The 17,031-nt window shown below is 68.0% G+C and carries 17 protein-coding genes; 7 read left to right on the top strand and 10 right to left on the bottom strand.

Annotated elements, in window-relative coordinates; all coding sequences use genetic code 11:
- Positions 1–6 precede the first annotated feature (6 nt).
- The 5 genes from P2Q00_RS38875 to P2Q00_RS38855 all read right to left on the bottom strand — a co-directional run bounded on the left by P2Q00_RS38875 (position 7) and on the right by P2Q00_RS38855 (position 3,750).
- A complete protein-coding gene (locus P2Q00_RS38875) occupies positions 7–489 on the bottom strand; it encodes an NUDIX domain-containing protein (protein WP_123966210.1) in 483 nt (160 codons plus the stop codon).
- An 88-nt stretch (positions 490–577) separates the two neighbouring features.
- The gene (locus P2Q00_RS38870) at positions 578–1,483 is read right to left on the bottom strand and encodes a LysR family transcriptional regulator (protein WP_275779029.1); all 906 of its coding nucleotides are present in this window, start codon (positions 1,481–1,483) and stop codon (positions 578–580) included.
- Between the two features lie 254 nt (positions 1,484–1,737).
- On the bottom strand, positions 1,738–2,877 hold the full coding sequence (locus tag P2Q00_RS38865; RefSeq protein WP_275779028.1) for a cystathionine gamma-lyase: 1,140 nt from the start codon (positions 2,875–2,877) through the stop codon (positions 1,738–1,740).
- Positions 2,874–3,365 carry a low molecular weight protein-tyrosine-phosphatase gene (locus P2Q00_RS38860; RefSeq protein WP_275779027.1) on the bottom strand — a complete coding sequence of 164 codons (492 nt, stop codon included), beginning with the start codon at positions 3,363–3,365 and terminating at the stop codon, positions 2,874–2,876. Before P2Q00_RS38860 ends, P2Q00_RS38865 begins: the two co-directional genes overlap by 4 nt.
- A gap of 7 nt (positions 3,366–3,372) precedes the next feature.
- Positions 3,373–3,750: a phage holin family protein gene (locus P2Q00_RS38855; protein WP_123966206.1), complete on the bottom strand. Its 378-nt coding sequence runs from the start codon at positions 3,748–3,750 to the stop codon at positions 3,373–3,375.
- A 59-nt stretch (positions 3,751–3,809) separates the two neighbouring features.
- Here P2Q00_RS38855 and P2Q00_RS38850 point away from each other — a divergent pair, with 59 nt between their 5' ends.
- From P2Q00_RS38850 to P2Q00_RS38835, 4 genes are all read left to right on the top strand, one after another.
- Positions 3,810–4,127 (top strand): cupin domain-containing protein, encoded by a 318-nt coding sequence (locus tag P2Q00_RS38850; protein ID WP_275779025.1) that lies wholly within the window; start codon positions 3,810–3,812, stop codon positions 4,125–4,127.
- A gap of 148 nt (positions 4,128–4,275) precedes the next feature.
- A complete protein-coding gene (locus P2Q00_RS38845) occupies positions 4,276–4,488 on the top strand; it encodes a DUF5326 family protein (protein ID WP_266957526.1) in 213 nt (70 codons plus the stop codon).
- A gap of 362 nt (positions 4,489–4,850) precedes the next feature.
- The gene (locus P2Q00_RS38840) at positions 4,851–5,621 is read left to right on the top strand and encodes an IclR family transcriptional regulator (protein ID WP_338059390.1); all 771 of its coding nucleotides are present in this window, start codon (positions 4,851–4,853) and stop codon (positions 5,619–5,621) included.
- A gap of 98 nt (positions 5,622–5,719) precedes the next feature.
- Positions 5,720–6,157 (top strand): SsgA family sporulation/cell division regulator, encoded by a 438-nt coding sequence (locus P2Q00_RS38835; RefSeq protein ID WP_275779023.1) that lies wholly within the window; start codon positions 5,720–5,722, stop codon positions 6,155–6,157.
- Between the two features lie 139 nt (positions 6,158–6,296).
- Here P2Q00_RS38835 and P2Q00_RS38830 read toward each other — a convergent pair whose 3' ends face one another.
- Complete coding sequence (locus tag P2Q00_RS38830) at positions 6,297–7,781, bottom strand: YibE/F family protein (RefSeq protein ID WP_275779022.1); 1,485 nt, start codon at positions 7,779–7,781, stop codon at positions 6,297–6,299.
- A gap of 253 nt (positions 7,782–8,034) precedes the next feature.
- On the opposite strand from P2Q00_RS38830, the gene thiC reads away from it, so the two are divergent.
- The gene (gene thiC, locus P2Q00_RS38825; protein ID WP_275779020.1) at positions 8,035–9,837 is read left to right on the top strand and encodes a phosphomethylpyrimidine synthase ThiC; all 1,803 of its coding nucleotides are present in this window, start codon (positions 8,035–8,037) and stop codon (positions 9,835–9,837) included.
- Positions 9,838–9,994: 157 nt separating this feature from the next.
- On the opposite strand, the gene P2Q00_RS38820 is transcribed toward thiC, so the two are convergent.
- The 3 genes from P2Q00_RS38820 to P2Q00_RS38810 all read right to left on the bottom strand — a co-directional run bounded on the left by P2Q00_RS38820 (position 9,995) and on the right by P2Q00_RS38810 (position 13,454).
- The gene (locus P2Q00_RS38820) at positions 9,995–10,864 is read right to left on the bottom strand and encodes a hypothetical protein (protein ID WP_275779019.1); all 870 of its coding nucleotides are present in this window, start codon (positions 10,862–10,864) and stop codon (positions 9,995–9,997) included.
- A 193-nt stretch (positions 10,865–11,057) separates the two neighbouring features.
- Positions 11,058–12,140, bottom strand: a complete 1,083-nt coding sequence (locus P2Q00_RS38815; protein ID WP_275779017.1) for a metallophosphoesterase — start codon at positions 12,138–12,140, stop codon at positions 11,058–11,060.
- A gap of 201 nt (positions 12,141–12,341) precedes the next feature.
- On the bottom strand, positions 12,342–13,454 hold the full coding sequence (locus P2Q00_RS38810) for a LacI family DNA-binding transcriptional regulator (protein WP_275779016.1): 1,113 nt from the start codon (positions 13,452–13,454) through the stop codon (positions 12,342–12,344).
- A 397-nt stretch (positions 13,455–13,851) separates the two neighbouring features.
- On the opposite strand from P2Q00_RS38810, the gene hisC reads away from it, so the two are divergent.
- Positions 13,852–14,931, top strand: a complete 1,080-nt coding sequence (hisC, locus tag P2Q00_RS38805) for a histidinol-phosphate transaminase (protein ID WP_275779015.1) — start codon at positions 13,852–13,854, stop codon at positions 14,929–14,931.
- 7 nt (positions 14,932–14,938) lie between these two features.
- On the opposite strand, the gene P2Q00_RS38800 is transcribed toward hisC, so the two are convergent.
- A complete protein-coding gene (locus P2Q00_RS38800) occupies positions 14,939–15,313 on the bottom strand; it encodes a cyclophilin-like fold protein (RefSeq protein WP_275779014.1) in 375 nt (124 codons plus the stop codon).
- 209 nt (positions 15,314–15,522) lie between these two features.
- Between P2Q00_RS38800 and P2Q00_RS38795 the strand changes: the two genes are divergently transcribed.
- Positions 15,523–17,031: a cytochrome ubiquinol oxidase subunit I gene (locus tag P2Q00_RS38795; protein ID WP_275779013.1), complete on the top strand. Its 1,509-nt coding sequence runs from the start codon at positions 15,523–15,525 to the stop codon at positions 17,029–17,031.

Genomic DNA, 17,031 nt, shown 5'->3' with positions numbered 1-17,031 from the left:
CGGGTGTCATCCCAGGTCCGGGGCGTGCATGGCGCGTACGCCCTCGATGTTCCCGTCCAGGTAGTGCCGCAGGGACAGCGGTACGAGATGCACGGAGGCGATCCCGACGCGGGTGAACGGCACCCGCACGATCTCGTACTCGCCGGCGGGCTCGTCCACCTCGGGGCCGTGCCGCAGTGACGTGTCCATGGACTCCAGGCGGCAGACGAAGAAGTGCTGCACCTTCACGCCGGTCGCGCCGCCGTCTTCGCCGATGTGCTCCACGGTGTCCACGAAGCAGGGCACGACATCGGTGATCTTGGCGCCGAGTTCCTCGTACACCTCGCGGTGCAGGGCGTCGACGACGGTCGTGTCCCCGGGCTCGACCCCGCCACCGGGAGTGACCCAGTAGGGATCGACACCGGGCTTGGTGCGCTTGATCAGGATCAGGTTGTCGCCGTCCAGCAGAACGGCACGAGCGGTGCGCTTGACCACGGGTCGGACGGTCATGGGAGAAATGTGGCCCGGTTGGTTCCACGTGAAACATCGCGGGATGTCACCGCTCGACCCCGCTCGGTTTCTGCTGGAAAAGTGCTGGTCAGCACCAGTCGGCCGCCGCTCGCAGCAACCACTCGTGAGCCCGCGCGATGTGCGGCATCGCGAGCGTGCCGGTGCGGACCACCAGGAAGTACGTCCGCAACGGAGGCACCGGGGGGTCGTGGAGGGCGACTACCTCACCGCGCTCCAGGGCGTCCCCGCACAGATAGCGAGGCAGCACGGCGAGCCCGGCGCCCGCGACGGCGCAGGCCAGGACCGCACGCAGGTCGGGAACGATGACGGTGCCCGGGGCGGCGGGGCGGGAGTCGAAGACGGAGGCCCAGTAGCGGGACACGAAGGGCAGCGACTCGTGCACCTCGATCACGGGGAGGTCCTCGAGCGCCGGCGCTCCCTTGCGACGCGGCTTATCGGGGCCCATCTGCTCGGCTCGGCCCGGGGCGGCGACAAGGACATGCTCTTCGTCGCAGAGCGGAGTTGCCGTGAGCAGGGCACCGCGTGGGCGGGCCGTACTGATGGCCAGATCGTGATGCCCGGCGGCGAGTCCCTCCAGGGTCTCCTCGGCGTTCCCGAAGGAGGCGCGCAGTGCGAAGCCCTGGCCGTCCTCGCCGGCCAGCTCCGCAAGGGCGGGCAGCGCGCGTTCCGCGGTGAACTCAGGAGGACCCGCGAGATGCAAGGTCCGTAAGGACGACTCGTCGTCGAGGCCGGTCTCGGCGATCTCCACCAGGGCGTCGAGATGCGGAGCGGCCTTGTGCGCGAGCTCGTCCCCGATGGTCGTCGGGGTCACTCCACGGGCCTGCCGAAGGAACAGGGGGCGGCCCAGCTGCCGCTCCAGCGTGCGGATCTGCGAGGTAACGGCCGGCTGCGACAGGCCGAGCAGCGCGGCGGCGCGGGTGAAGGAGCCGGCCCGGTGCACCGTCACGAAAGTGCGCAGCAAGGCCAGATCCATGGTTCGCCCTCCCCAGTTCCCTGCCCTTCTCCCGGCCCCCAGGCAGGGCCCAACTATAAATAAGTCGATAGGTCTCTGTCGCTACTGTGATTGGACACTGACACAGAGTCAACTAGCCTTGTTCGCGCGGTTCTTCGCGCGCGGTTCTTCGCGCGCGGAACCGAGGGCGGTCCGAGCCACGAGGGGGGAGGCTCGGACCGCCGTTGTACGTAGCCAGGCACGATCGGGTGCTCGTAAAGCGGGCACTGAAGCGGTCATTCCGCCGACTCGTCCAGCGCGCGGAGCACATCCGCCACCAGGTCCTCGGGGTCCTCGGCACCGACCGAGAAGCGAATGAAGCCCTCCGGCACCGCGTCCCCGCCCCACCGGCCGCGTCGCTCGGCCGTGGACCGCACCCCGCCGAAGCTCGTCGCGTCGTCCACGAGCCGCAGGGCATCGAGAAAACGGTCGGCGCGCGTGCGCGTGGGCAGCGTGAAGGACACCACGCACCCGTAGCGGCGCATCTGCTGCGAGGCGACCTTGTGCGAGGGGTCGTCGGACAGCCCCGGGTAGCGCAGCCCGGTCACCTCGGGCCGCTCCCGCAGCGCCTCGGCGACGGTGAGGGCCGTCGCGCACTGCCGGTCGACGCGCAACTGGAGCGTGGCGATCGAACGGTGCGCGAGCCAGGCCTCCATGGGGCCCGGGATCGCGCCGACGATCTTGCGCCAGCGGCGCACGGCGGCCATGGCCTCGGTGTCACGGCCGACGACGTAGCCGAGCAGGACGTCCCCGTGCCCGGTGAGCTGCTTGGTGCCGCTGGCCACGGCGAAGTCGGCGCCCAGCTCCAGAGGCCGCTGGCCGAGCGGCGTGGCGAGGGTGTTGTCGACGGCGACGACGGCTCCACACGCGTGTGCCGCCTCGACGAGCCGCCGGATGTTGCACACGTCGAGCCCGGGGTTGGACGGCGACTCGATCCACAGCAGCTTCGCGCCGTCGAGGACGTCGAGCTGGGCATCGCCGCCGGTCGGCGCGGTGCGCACCTGGATGCCGTACGTCTCCAGCTGCTGGCGCACCATGGGCAGCACCTGGTAGCCGTCGCTGGGCAGGACGACCGTGTCCCCCGCGCGCAGCTGAGAGAAGATCACCGATGAGATGGCGGCCATCCCGGAGGCGAAGGCGAGCGTCTCGACGCCGTCCTGCCCGGGTGCCTCCAGCTCGCCGATGGCCCGCTCCAGCAGGCTCCAGGTCGGGTTCTGGTCGCGGCCGTAGGTGTACGGGCCGTCGACGTCGCCCGGCAGGTGGTAGTGAGCGGCGAACGCCGGTCCCGGCAGGTGCGGCTGGTTCTTGACCGGCTCGGGCAGCCCGGCCCGCACCGCGCGGGTGCCGTCGCCATTGCCCGCACTGGAATGGCTCATGTCGCCCCTGCCTCCACTTGCCTGCGTACCGCGGCGAGCAGCCCCTCGCTCGCCGCCTCCACCATCCCGAGACACTCCTCGAAGCCGTCCATGCCCCCGTAGTACGGGTCCGGTACGTCGAGGTCGTCGCCCGCCGCGGGGTCGTAGGAGCGGAGCAGCCGCACCTTCGCCGCATCCTCCTGGGTGGGTGCGAGGCGGCGCAGGGCCTTGAGGTGGCCGGTGTCGAGGGCGATGACGAGGTCGAGGCGGGAGAACCACGACGGCTGGAACTGGCGGGCCGTGTGGCCGCCGTCGTAGCCGCTCTCCTCCAGGACGGAGACGGTGCGCGGGTCGGCGCTGTCACCCTCGTGCCAGCCTCCCGTGCCGGCGCTGTCGACCTCGACCAGGCCGTCGATTCCCGCCTCCGCCGTGCGGGCACGGAAGACGGATTCGGCCATCGGGGAGCGGCAGATGTTGCCGGTGCAGACGAAGCAGACGCGGTAGCTCATGGTGTGCTCAGTCGTTGTCGGGCAGGACGACGTGGAGCGCCCAGGAGACGATGGAGATGATCAGGCCGCCCAGAACCGCCGTCCAGAAGCCCTCGACGTGGAAACTCAGGTCGAGCTTGTCGGCCAGCCACGAGGTGAGCAGCAGCATCAGAGCGTTGACCACCAGGGTGATCAGACCCAGTGTCAGGATGAAAAGGGGGAAGGTCAGCAGCTTCACGATCGGCTTGACCAGGAAGTTCACCAGGCCGAAGATCAGCGCGACGATGATCAGGGTGCCGGCCTTCTTGCCCGTGCTGTCACCGGTCAGGGTGATCTTGTCGAGCAGCCATACGGCGACTGCCAGGGCACCCGCGTTGGCGATCGTCTTGACTACGAAATTCTTCATGTGTCTGATCGTGGCAGACGAGATCGGTCACGAGCAGTGGGACGAGGGCGACAAGGGCGATGAAGGCATTCCGGCTGGATGAACTGGAGGCGGAGCGTGCCGCCAATGAGGGTGCCTACCTGCAGTTTCTGCGTGAGCGGCATATGTCCGTCGGTCTGTATGCGCTCAATTCCGGCGAACATGATCCACAGAAGCCACACAACCAGGACGAGGTCTACTTCGTCGTGAGCGGCCGCGCCTCGATCACCGTCGGCCTGGAGACCACCGAAGTCGCGCGCGGCAGCGTGGTGTACGTGCCGGCCGGCGTCGCCCACAAGTTCCACCACATCAGCGAGGACCTGCGGGTGCTCGTGGTGTTCTCTCCACCGGAAAGCTGAGCCGTCGTCTCGGGGTTCCCTAGGGGATCAGTCAGGGGAGGACAAGGGGTGCGAGGCCCCCGCCGGGGTCCCTGTCGCCCTAGCATCGAGTGCAGGACATCAATGGGCCCCTGCACAGCAGTCGGGCGGAGAGGTAAGGACGAGGACAATGGGTGAGATCTTCGGCGGACTGCCGTGGTGGGTGAAGTGGATCGCGGTGCCGGTCATCGCCCTTGTCGTGTTCGGCGGGCTGATAGCCAGCGTCGTCGGCTTGATCATCGGGCTGCTGTTCAAGGTGCTGGTCTTCGTGGCACTGGTCGGCGGACTGATCTACGTCGTGCGGAAGTTCACGTCGAGCTCGTCGTCACGCAGCGACTGGTGAGGGCCCTGGGACACCGGTGATCGGTAACAGGAATCACCGGTTCCCTCGCGCGAGGGAAGTTTTCCGGACGGGACGCCTCACTACGGCATCTGACGATTAGAGTCCGGAATTCGACGCGGGGACGACCCCGCGAGCGGCGTACACCCCCTCCCGTGTTCCCCAGCACGGGCTGCCCCCTCGCGCTTCGGGAGTGACCCTTGGCCACGGTAGACACCGCACTCACAGACCCCCACGTACCCCCCACCCCGGTCCCGGGACGTCGGATCAGGCCCCCCGAACAGCCGGGACCCTCGACGCAGGAGCGTGCAACGGCACCACCTGCACCGTCGCGCCTGACGGCACCTCCGGTGCAGCCGTCCCCGGTGGCTCCTCCCGCGACTTCACAGTCGGCGACCCTCATCGGATCCGTGCAGCGCGCGATGCGCCTCCTGGAATGCGTCGCCGAACACGAGCACGGAGCTCCCGCCAAACAGCTGGCCCGAGAGACCGGCCTCGCGCTCCCGACGGCCTACCACCTGCTGCGCACCCTGGTCCACGAGGGCTATCTGCGCCGGGACAAGGGCCTGTTCTTCCTCGGCGACGCGGCCGTGCGACTGAGCAGCAGCGGAGCCCAGCAGAAACGTCGCAGCACGATCGTCGATGCGCTCGCCCGTTGGCGGGATGCGATCGGTGTGCCCGTGTACTACGCCGTGTACCAGGGCGGCGAGATCGAGATCATGTGTGTCTCCGACACCCCGGGCAATCCGGCGGTCGAGGAGTGGGCCGACTTCCGCGAGACCGCGCACGCGCATGCGATCGGTCAGTGCCTGCTCTCCCAGCTGGACGACGAGGCCCGCCGCGACCACCTCGACCGTTACCCCGTGCAGTCCATCACCCCGTACACCGTGCGTGACAACCACACCCTGCTCCGGCGGCTCGAGCGAACGCGGCGGATGGAGCCGGTCACGGAGCGGCAGGAGTACGCGCTGGGGACGGTCTGCGCGGCGATTCCGATCACTGTGGGCACGACGGCCGCCACGTTGGCCATTTCTCTGCCCTCTCATCAGGCCGACCGGTTGATGTCCGCGGCCCAGCAACTGCAGAGCGAAATCGGACGGCTGATGGGGTCACTCGCGATCTCTATCAGTATCTGAAAACTCACTCCTTGTGATCTGTCGTGTACGTTCAGCAAGATTCCACCAGTGTCAGGGGATCACTCCCAGCCGGTCGGCTTCACATGACGGGGTAGGCGATGCGCGAGTCCGTACAGGCAGAGGTCATGATGAGCTTTCTCGTGTCCGAGGAGCTTTCCTTCCGCATCCCGGTGGAGCTGCGCTACGAGACCTGCGATCCCTATGCCGTCAGGCTGACCTTCCATCTGCCCGGTGATGCGCCGGTGACCTGGGCGTTCGGACGTGAACTGCTCATCGACGGAGTGGGCCGGCCGTGCGGGGAAGGCGATGTGCGTGTCTCACCCGCCGAACCGGACTCCCTGGCCGAGGTTCTGATCCGGCTTCAGGTCGGCCGCGACCAGGCGCTGTTCCGCGCGTCCACGGCGCCGCTCATCGCCTTCCTCGACCGCACCGACAAACTGGTGCCGCTCGGTCAGGAGGGGGCCCTCGCAGACTTCGACGCCCACCTCGACGAAGCCCTGGACCGCATCCTGGCGGAGGAGCAGAGCGCAGGCTGAGCCGGGACGGCGGGGGGTCGGCCGGAACGCTTCTGCGCGGGACGGGGAGGTCGCAGTAACGCTTCTCCATGGGCAGGGCGGGACGTGAGTCTGAAAATGCCCGAACCGTCTGGTCGCTCGTGCCGGAGTGGCCCTCGCCTCACCGCTTGCGGCGTCGGCCCCGCCCCGTGCGCGCCGGAGCAGGTGCTGCGCCGACCGTCGCCGGCTCCGAACCTGGCCCGGTACGGTCGGCCGCGACCACCAGTGCTGCGAGCAGCGTCGTGACCGGCACCGAGGCGACCAGGCCGATCGAGCCCACCAGCGTGCGCACGATCTCCTCCGCCACCAGCTCGCTGTTGGCGACCGTCCCCACACTGCTCTGTGCGATGGAGAAGAGCAGCAGCAACGGCAGCGCGGCGCCAGCGTAGGCGAGGACGAGGGTGTTGACGACGGACGCGATGTGGTCGCGACCGATGCGGATGCCCGCCCGGTACAGGCCCCGCCAGCCCATCGACGGATTGGCCTCGTGCAGCTCCCAGACCGCCGACGTCTGTGTGACCGTCACGTCGTCGAGGACACCGAGCGAACCGATGATGACGCCCGCGAGCAGCAGGCCGCTCATGTCGATCGACGGATAGAGGCCATGGATCAGACCGGTGTTGTCGTCCGTGTTGCCGGTCAGTGCCGCCCAGCCGATGAACTCGGAGCCGAGCAGCCCGATCAGCACGAGTGAGAGCAGCGTGCCCAGCACCGCCACGGACGTACGGGCCGACAGTCCGTGGCACATGTACAGGGCGATCAGCATGATGGCGCTCGACCCGATCACCGCCACGAGCAGCGGATTCGAGCCCTGCAGGATCGCGGGAAGGATGAAGAAGGTCAGCACCATGAAGCTGACGGCCAGCGCGATCAGGGCCATGAGGCCGCGCATCCGGCCCACCACCACGACGGCGAGCGCGAAGATGCCGGCCAGCAGCGCCATGGGGAACCTGCGGTTCACATCGGCGACCGAGTACTGCAGGTCCTTCGGTGCCGAGGGCTCGTAGGCGGCTACGACCTTCTCGCCCTCGTGCAGTTGGCGCGACTGGTCGGGCTGCACGATCTCGGTGAACGTACGGCCCTTGTCGTTGCCCGTGTCGACGCGGATCGTCGCCTTCTTGCAGGTGCCGCTCGCCTGCTGCTGGGCGGAGGAGCCCTCGGCGGTGGAGGTGTCACCCGTCGGGGTCTCGCCCGAGGCGTTCACCGACTTGCAGCTCACGCTCACGACCCTGGAGACCGTTGCCTGCTGGGTCTGCCGGTCGAATCCCACACCGGTGCGCTCGTGCGGCGGGGCACCGCCGGGCCACAGCACCACGAGCCCGACCACCACGGCCGCGGAGAACGGGATGAGGATCGCCGCGATGACCTTGCGCAGGTGCTTGGAGACGGGGGCCGCCGGACCGTGGCTGTGGGAGTGACCGTGCCCGCCACCGGGACCGGGGGCATGCCCGTGGCCGTCACCGGGTCCGGGCCCGTGATCGTGCCCCTCACCGGCTCGCGGCGCGTAGCTGTGCCCGGCACCGGAACCGTGTCCGCTGCCGTTTCCGGCGCCGTGCATGTAGGGCGGCTCCGGGGGCGGGTACGGAGACTGATGTCTGGTGGTCACCGCCCGATCATCGCAAGAACGACAGGGGCCCTCTGTTCAGCGCGCCCGAATTGACGCTAGCGTGGAGGCACCTTTGCACACGCGGGAGCTCGGAGCACCGGGCTGAGAGGGCGCTGACCTCCGTCCCAGCGATGTTTCACGTGGAACATCACCGAAATCGAGTGATGTTCCCCACGAAACGTCGACAGACGGAAATCGCTGCGTCGACCGCCGAACCTGTTACCGGGTAATGCCGGCGTAGGGAGTAGGTCTCATGACCAACAAGGACGCACGCACGCCTGCCTCCAGCCAGGACGAACAGCCCATTCAGGGCGAAAAGTCCCAGGAGGCCGGGAAGTCCATCGGCTGGCACAAGGCGTATGTCGAGGGCTCACGCCCCGATCTGCGGGTGCCGGTCCGTCAGGTGCACCTCACCAACGGGCAGTCGGTCACGCTGTACGACACGTCGGGCCCGTACACCGATCCACTCATCGCAACCGACGTCCGCCGGGGGCTCGCCCCGCTGCGCGAGAACTGGATCATCGCTCGCGGTGACACCGAGGAGTACGCGGGCCGTCCCGCCCGTCCCGAGGACGACGGGATCAAGCACACCTCTCCACGAGGCGGTCTGCGCAACCTCGACGCGGTCTTCCCGGGGCGGCCGCGCCAGCCGCGCCGTAGTCGCGACGGCAAGGCGGTCACGCAGCTCGCGTATGCCCGTCGTGGTGAGATCACACCGGAGATGGAGTACGTGGCCATCCGGGAGAACGTTTCGCCCGAGGTGGTCCGCGAGGAGATCGAGGCGGGTCGCGCGGTGCTGCCGGCCAACGTCAACCATCCGGAGATCGAGCCGATGATCATCGGCAAGCGGTTCCTGGTGAAGGTCAACGCCAACATCGGCAACTCCGCGGTGACGTCCTCCATCGAGGAGGAGGTCGAGAAGATGACCTGGGCGACCCGCTGGGGCGCCGACACGGTCATGGACCTGTCCACTGGCCGCAACATCCACACGACGCGTGAATGGGTGCTGCGCAACTCCCCCGTTCCCATCGGCACGGTGCCGCTGTATCAGGCCCTGGAGAAGGTGGACGGCCGCGCCGAGGAGCTCACCTGGGAGATCTACAAGGACACGGTCATCGAGCAGGCCGAGCAGGGCGTGGACTACATGACAGTCCACGCGGGCGTCCGCCTGCCGTACGTCCCGCTCACCGCCAACCGCAAGACCGGCATCGTCTCGCGCGGCGGCTCCATCATGGCCGCGTGGTGCCTCGCGCACCACAAGGAGTCGTTCCTGTACGAGAACTTCGAGGAACTCTGCGAGATCCTCGCGGCGTACGACGTCACATACTCGCTGGGCGACGGCCTGCGGCCGGGCTCGATCGCGGACGCCAACGACGAGGCGCAGTTCGCGGAGTTGCGCACGCTCGGGGAACTCAACCGGATCGCCAAGCGTTTCAACGTACAGACCATGATCGAGGGCCCGGGACACGTCCCGATGCACAAGATCAAGGAGAACATCGACCTTCAGCAGGAGATCTGTGATGAAGCTCCGTTCTATACGCTCGGCCCGCTGACGACGGACGTCGCGCCGGCGTACGACCACATCACCTCCGGCATCGGTGCCGCGATGATCGCCTGGTGGGGCACGGCCATGCTCTGCTACGTCACGCCCAAGGAACACCTGGGCCTGCCCAACCGTGACGACGTCAAGACCGGCGTCATCACCTACAAGATCGCCGCCCACGCAGCCGACCTCGCCAAGGGGCACCCCGGTGCGCAGGAATGGGACGACGCGCTGTCTGACGCCCGCTTCGAGTTCCGGTGGGAGGACCAGTTCAACCTGGCCCTGGACCCGGACACGGCACGGGAGTTCCATGACGAGACCCTCCCGGCGGAGCCGGCCAAGACCGCCCACTTCTGCTCGATGTGCGGGCCGAAGTTCTGCTCGATGAAGATCTCCCAGGACATCCGCCGTGAGCACGGCGGAAGCCGGGCGGAGATCGAGCAGGGTATGGCCGAGAAGTCGAAGGAGTTCGCGGCCGCGGGCAACAGGGTGTACCTGCCGATTACGGACTGACGTACGCCGGCGGGAGTGGCTGTTCCGACGTGGAGGACGGTCCCGCTCTCCGGCGTGAGTTGCCGTAGGGCGGTCCCGTCAGGGCGATCGGTGTTCGGCTTGCGCTCCCCCGGCGGGCCCTGCGGGCCTTGCTGGTGCGGAGGGCGCAAGCCGACGGTTACTCCGGCTGGTGTTCCGGGCCTCCGAAGTCCGGGCTGGTGTAGTCCGGGCTGCTGAAGCTCGGGCGTGGGCCGGGAGCCGAGCCGTCGTCCGGGCTGCTGAAGCCCGGGCGGTCGTAGCCGAGATGCGGCATGCGGCCGGCCGGTGCCTGCGGCGTCGTACTGTGCAGCGCCGCGGCGGTGCCGGGGTCGGCGAGTGCCTCGCGCAGGAACGGCATGATGCCGCGCTCCAGGAGTGCTTCGCGCCAGGCTTCCCTGGCCAGGGCCACTTCCCCGGTCAGTTCGCCGTAAGGTCCCGACTCGAGTGAGGGCTGGTTGCGCAGGGCGGTGAGCAGCAGTCCGACAGCGGCGACGAGGATCGCGGCCGCGGTCATGGCGCCGAACACCCAACCGGCGGTGATCATGGTCTTGCCGAACACCTGTTTGGGGTCAAGTGACCTGATGATGTACCCGACGAGCAGGAAGATCACCGCAGCTGTTCCGGCGAGGACGGGGGTGAGGACGGCGGCGACGGCGACGGCGCCTGCGCCGGCCGGCTCGGCGGCCTCGCCGAGGGTGGTGGCGAGCCCCATCGCTGCCGCGCCCGGCTCCGCAGAGCCGGATTCGCGGGTGGACGGTGGGGTGGACGACGCCGGCTGGCGCAGTTCCTCGCGAACCTTCACGTAGTGCTGGTACTCGGTCGCTGCGGCCACCGTGATGATTGCGGTGGCGTTGAGCGCCATGGTGCGCAGCTGTTCGGGGTTGAGCCGCTTACCGACAGCGGCCAGTTCCGGGCGGTTTGGGGCGGAGCGCAGCGCCTCATCGAGGACCCGCTCGTACTCCTGGCGGTCCTCGCTCAGCAGGTGCTGCGGAACGCTGTTCATGTGCATCCCCCGATGCTCCGTAGGGCTTGGGGCTCGCATGCCAACGAGCCGTCGGGCAGAAACGGAGGGGAGCCTGCTACGGATAAGCCGATGGTAGAGCGGCGACGGCACACGGTGACAGGGGGTTTGAAGAAATTGGGCCCCGGCCTGCGCCGTTTATCGCGATTCCTCCTTGGGGGGTCGCCTGCCCTGTGAACGTTCAGATATCCAGGGGCAGTTGTTGAACCAGTAGCTTTCCGGCCATGGTCACTCCGCCGTCCATCGCGATGGCGAGGCCCTCGGCGTAGACGTGCGGCCCTTCGACCACGGGTCCTGCGCTGTCCTCGCCGTCCTCGGAGCCGACCTCGCCCAGCAGATACGGAATGGGGCTGTGACCGTGAACAATCCGCGTGCCACCGTACGTATCCAGCAGGGAGCGTACGGCGTCTGCACCGCCCTCGTCGCGGAAGGAGAACCGCTTGGTGAACTTGCGGAACAGATCCCAGCACTCGTCCGCGTCGTTGCGCGTGAGCGTTTCGCGGACGGTGTCGTTGACCGCCTCGATCGAGTCGCCGTAGTCGAGGTAGGCGGTGGTGTCGGAGTGGACGAGCAGATAGCCGTCGACCTCCTCGATGGCGTCGAGGCGGGCCATCCACTGGAGGTGGTGGTCCTGGAGGCGGTCCATGTCGGTCTTCTGGCCGCCGTTGAGCAGCCAGGCCGCCTGGAAGGTGGCGGTGCCCGCGCCGGAGTGGACGGGGGTGTCGCCGAACCGCTTGGCGCCGAGCAGCAGCAGCTCGTGGTTGCCCATGAGGGCCTTGCAGTAGCCGCCGGCCGCGGCCGCCTCGGCGGACAGCCGCATCACCAGGTCGATGACGCCGATGCCGTCGGGGCCGCGGTCGGTGAAGTCGCCGAGGAACCACAGCCGGGAGGTGCCCGCGCACCAGTTCCCCGCGGTGTCGATGAGGCCCTGCTCCTGGAGGGCGGCCACCAATTCGTCTAGATAGCCGTGCACATCACCGACGACGTACAGCGGGCCCGCGCCGTCCGTCTGCTGCGGGGCCGCGAGGGACGCGGGGTCGACTGTCACCTGAAGCGTGTCACCGCGGTTGACGACCGGCAGGTCGCGCTGCGTCGGCGTGTACCCCTCCGGGTGGTCGGCCGGCTCCTCGACGGGTCTGGCGACGTCGCCGGGGTGTGTGCTGTGGCCGTACGGACCGGTCTCGTGGACATACGCCGGTACCCGAAAGTCGCGCAACGTCGCCGTCCGCTCCACCTCGGGTCCCTGACCGGCCCCCTGAGTCATCAGACCCCTCCACCATCGCGCCGCATCTGCACCTCATCGGACTGCCTGGTCGCAGCGGCCCGCGGTGTCGTGGGCCCATCATAGGAATGCCGATCGCGCCATGTGATGACCCAGGGGTGGTGAATCGGAGTAAGAGTCCAGTTCACCGCGGCTTTCGCCCCGATTGGGCAGGGCTTCGACCGCCTGCTGACGGCCGCTGTTCTACTCCTCTTCGGGCGACCGCGGCGCGCTGACCGTCGTACGCGGCGGACGTCGCTGGGATGAGGTACGCACGATCAGCTCCGTCGGTATCACCTGCTCGACCGGTTGGTCCGATTCGACCCCCTCGATCGCGTCGATGAGGAGCTGCACCACAGCCGTGCCGATGCGACGCGGCTTCAGTGAGAGCGTGGTGATGGGCGGTTCGGTGTTGGCGTACACGGTGGACTCGCTGCAGCAGACCAGAAGCAGGTCGTCCGGTACGCGCAGGCCGTAGCGGCGGGCGGCGGCGAGCAGGTCGGTGCCGTTCGGGTCGAACAGGCCGTAGACGGCGTCGGGGCGGTCGGGGCGGGCGAGCAGCCGGTCGGCGGCGACGGCGCCCGCGCACGGGTCGTGCGCCGGGTAGGCCTCGTACACCGGGTCCTGGCCGACGCGTTCGCACCAGCGCAGATAGGCCGTGGTCGACAGATGGGTGTACGTGTCGGTCGTCGTTCCCGTCAGCAGGCCGATGCGGCGGGCTCCGGCGTCGGCCAGGTGGTCGAGGATGCCGAGTACGGCGGCCTCGTGATCGTTGTCGACCCACGCGGTGACCGGGAGCGAGCCGGCCGGGCGGCCGTCGGAGACGACCGGCAGACCCTGCCGGACCAGTTCACTGACGACCGGGTCCTGGTCGGAGGGGTCGATCACGACCGTGCCGTCCAGCGCGACGTTCGACCACACGTCGTGGCGGGAGGTCGCGGGCAGGATGACCAGGGCGTAGCCCCGGGCGAGCGCGGCCGAGGTGGCGGCGCGCGCCATCTCGGCGAAGTATGCGAACTCGGTGAAGGTGAAAGGTTCATCCCCGTATGTCGTCACGGTCAGGCCGATGAGGCCCGACTTGCCGGTACGGAGGGTTCGGGCCGCTGCCGACGGGCGATAGCCCAGCCGGTCGGCGACCTCGCGGACATGGCGTCGGGTGGCGTCCGGGAGCCGGCCCTTGCCGTTGAGGGCGTCCGAGACGGTCGTGATAGAGACTCCGGCGGCGGCGGCAACGTCTCTGATGCCCGCCCGGCCCGGCCGGCTGCCTCGGCGTGAGGTTTCCGCGCGGCTCACCTGGTGCTTCCCTGCTGCTGTCATGGCGAGCCGATAGTAGGGCTCATGACGTGGGGTAGGGCGGACGCATATGCACGCGTTGACAGGCACGTTTCTGCAAGGTCATTTACCGTCAACTACCTTTGAAACAAAGTCAGTTGAACGATCCAATGGACCTACGTGACTTGTCGGCGCGCATGGGCCTGCCAAGTCCCGGATGTTTCGAAGAGGTCTCAACTCACCTTCACGGGTGATGCGCGCCAGGGCGCGAGCCACCGGCGCATAGATATATGTGATCGCGCCCCCCGATTCGTCTGCCTACGGGTGGTGATGCCCCTGATGCGGGTGTGACGGATGAGGTCTGTCCTGGGCTGTACGCAGGAGCGACTAATCCTCATAAGGTGAGCAGTATTGAAAGCCGGTGGTCATGAGGAGGACTGTGGTGAGCGAGACGAGCCCCAAGCTGCGCGCCGAGCTGGAGGGTATCCCCACCTACAAGCCGGGCAAGCCTGCCGCGACCGGCGGTCCGGTGGCCTACAAGCTGTCCTCCAACGAGAACCCGTATCCGCCGCTGCCCGGCGTCATGGAGACGGTGACGGCCGCGGTGTCGTCCTTCAACCGCTACCCGGACATGGCCTGCACGGGCCTGATGAACGAGCTGTCCGACCGCTTCGGCGTCCCGCTCTCCCACCTGGCCACCGGCACCGGTTCGGTGGGCGTGGCCCAGCAGCTGATCCAGGCCACCAGCGGCCCCGGCGACGAGGTCATCTATGCCTGGCGGTCCTTCGAGGCGTACCCGATCATCACGCAGATCAGCGGGGCGAGCTCGGTGCGGGTGCAGCTGACGCCGGGCGATGTGCACGACCTGGATGCGATGGCGGACGCGATCACCGACCGGACGCGCCTCGTCTTCGTCTGCAACCCCAACAACCCGACCGGCACGGTGGTACGGCGGGCCGAGCTGGAGCGGTTCCTCGACCGGGTGCCGAGCGATGTGCTGGTGGTGCTGGACGAGGCGTACCGCGAGTTCATCCGCGACGCCGAGGTGCCGGACGGCGTGGAGCTGTACCGCGAGCGGCCGAACGTCTGCGTGCTGCGTACGTTCTCCAAGGCGTACGGTCTCGCGGGCCTGCGCGTCGGCTTTGCGATCGCCCATGAGCCGGTGGCGGCGGCGCTGCGCAAGACGGCGGTGCCCTTCGGCGTGAGTCAGCTGGCGCAGGAGGCGGCCATTGCCTCGCTCCGGGCCGAGGACGAACTGCTCGGCCGGGTCGGCTCCCTGGTCTGCGAGCGCAACCGCGTGGTCGACGGGCTGCGCGCCCAGGGCTGGACGGTGCCCGAGACCCAGGCCAACTTCGTGTGGCTGCGGCTGGGGGAGAGCACGGTCGCGTTCGCGGCGGCGTGCGAGCAGCACGGCGTGGTGGTCCGGCCGTTCCCGGGCGAGGGTGTGCGGGTGACGATCGGGGAGACCGAGGCGAACGACATCTTCCTGAAGGTGGCGGAAGGGTTCCGCAAGGAGCTCTGAACAGGAGTTACTCGTCCACGAGTTCCACGCGCACCGGGTCGCCGTCGCGGACCGTGGCGAGGAGCTCAGGGTCGCCGTCGAGGTGACCCAGGACGTTGCACGGGCTCGCGAGGCGGCACTCCCCGCCTCGCGAGATCGGCGTGGGGCCGTAGGGGAGTGCGAGGGCGTTGCCGTCGGTCCAGAAGGCGACCGTGCCGGGGTCCACGACCTGTTGGGCCGTTGTTTCACGTGGAACAGAGACACCCGTGTCGAAGTAGACCTCCTCGCCCCAGGTGCGGGCGGTGGAGGCGAGCGACAGTGCCTTGGCGAGGGCCTGGGCGGTCGGGGTGTCGTCGAGGGTCGCGGTGAGGTGGCCGGCGGGCCACGAGATCCGTATCTGCACGGCAGGCAATTCAACAATATGTTGAAGTCGCTGCCAAGGGGGTACCGAAGGGCCCAAGCGGGACCCCCCTTCGGGCCTCGACAATCAGTGCGTCATAATTGCTTGTGAATGTGAACGCGTTCACAAGCGTGTCCCGGTTGCTCCGATGATGTGTGTGACATAAGGGGCAAACTGCCGCTGTACCACGGCGACCTAAGGAGACTGACGACGTGGACCTGGCTCTGGCGCCGGAGACATTGGCGCGCTGGCAGTTCGGCATCACCACCGTCTACCACTTCCTCTTCGTCCCCCTGACGATCTCGCTCGCCGCCCTCACGGCCGGCCTGCAGACCGCCTGGGTGCGCACGGAGAACGAGAAGTACCTCAGAGCGACCAAGTTCTGGGGCAAGCTTTTCCTGATCAACATCGCGATGGGTGTGGTCACCGGCATCGTGCAGGAGTTCCAGTTCGGTATGAACTGGTCCGACTACTCGCGCTTCGTCGGTGACATCTTCGGTGCCCCGCTCGCCTTCGAGGCTCTGATCGCGTTCTTCTTCGAATCGACCTTCATCGGCCTGTGGATCTTCGGCTGGGACAAGCTGCCCAAGAAGATCCATCTGGCCTGCATCTGGATGGTCTCGATCGGCACGATCCTGTCGGCGTACTTCATCCTCGCGGCCAACTCCTGGATGCAGCACCCCGTCGGCTACCGGATCAACAAGGCGAAGGGGCGTGCCGAACTCACCGACTTCTGGCACGTGCTGACCCAGAACACCGCGCTCGCCCAGGCCTTCCACACGCTCGCCGCCTCCTTCCTGACCGGTGGCGCGTTCATGGTCGGCATCGCCGCCTTCCACCTGTTCCGCAAGAAGCACATCTCCGTGATGAAGACCTCGCTGCGGCTGGGTCTGGTCACCGTCGTCATCGCCGGCCTGCTCACGGCGATCAGCGGCGACACGCTCGGCAAGGTCATGTTCAAGCAGCAGCCGATGAAGATGGCTGCCGCCGAGGCCCTGTGGGACGGTCAGAACTCCGCGCCGTTCTCGGTCTTCGCCTACGGAGACGTCAGCAAGGGCCATAACACGGTCGAACTGTCGATCCCCGGAATACTGTCCTTCCTCGCCGACGACAACTTCAACTCGTACGTCCCCGGCATCAACGACACCAACAAGGCCGAGCAGCAGAAGTACGGTCCCGGCGACTACCGGCCCATCATCCCCGTCACCTTCTGGGCGTTCCGCTGGATGATCGGCTTCGGCATGGCGTCCTTCGCCATCGGCCTGGTCGGACTCTGGCTGACCCGCAAGAAGTTCATGCTGGCGCAGCACCTGCGGGTCGGCGACGACGAGGTGCCGCATCTGGTCCTCTTCAGGAACAAGGCACTCAGCCCCAAGCTCAGCAGGCTGTACTGGCTGGTGGCGATCTGGACCCTGGGCTTCCCGCTGATCGCCAACTCCTGGGGCTGGATCTTCACCGAGATGGGCCGCCAGCCGTGGGTCGTCTACGGCGTCCTGCAGACCCGGCACGCGGTCTCCCCCGGCGTCTCCCAGGCCGAGGTCCTCACCTCGATGATCACCTTCACCGCGCTCTACGCCATCCTCGCCGTCATCGAGGTCAAGCTGCTGGTGAAGTACATCAAGGCGGGCCCGCCCGAGCTCACCGAGGCGGACCTCAACCCGCCCACGAAGATCGGCGGCGACACCCGTGACGCCGACAAGCCGATGGCCTTCTCGTACTAG

Source organism: Streptomyces coacervatus (genome assembly GCF_029223485.1).
GTDB classification, from domain to species: domain Bacteria; phylum Actinomycetota; class Actinomycetes; order Streptomycetales; family Streptomycetaceae; genus Streptomyces; species Streptomyces coacervatus.
The sequence above is the reverse complement of the archived record's forward strand: the minus strand, read 5'-3'. Positions and strand labels throughout refer to the sequence as shown.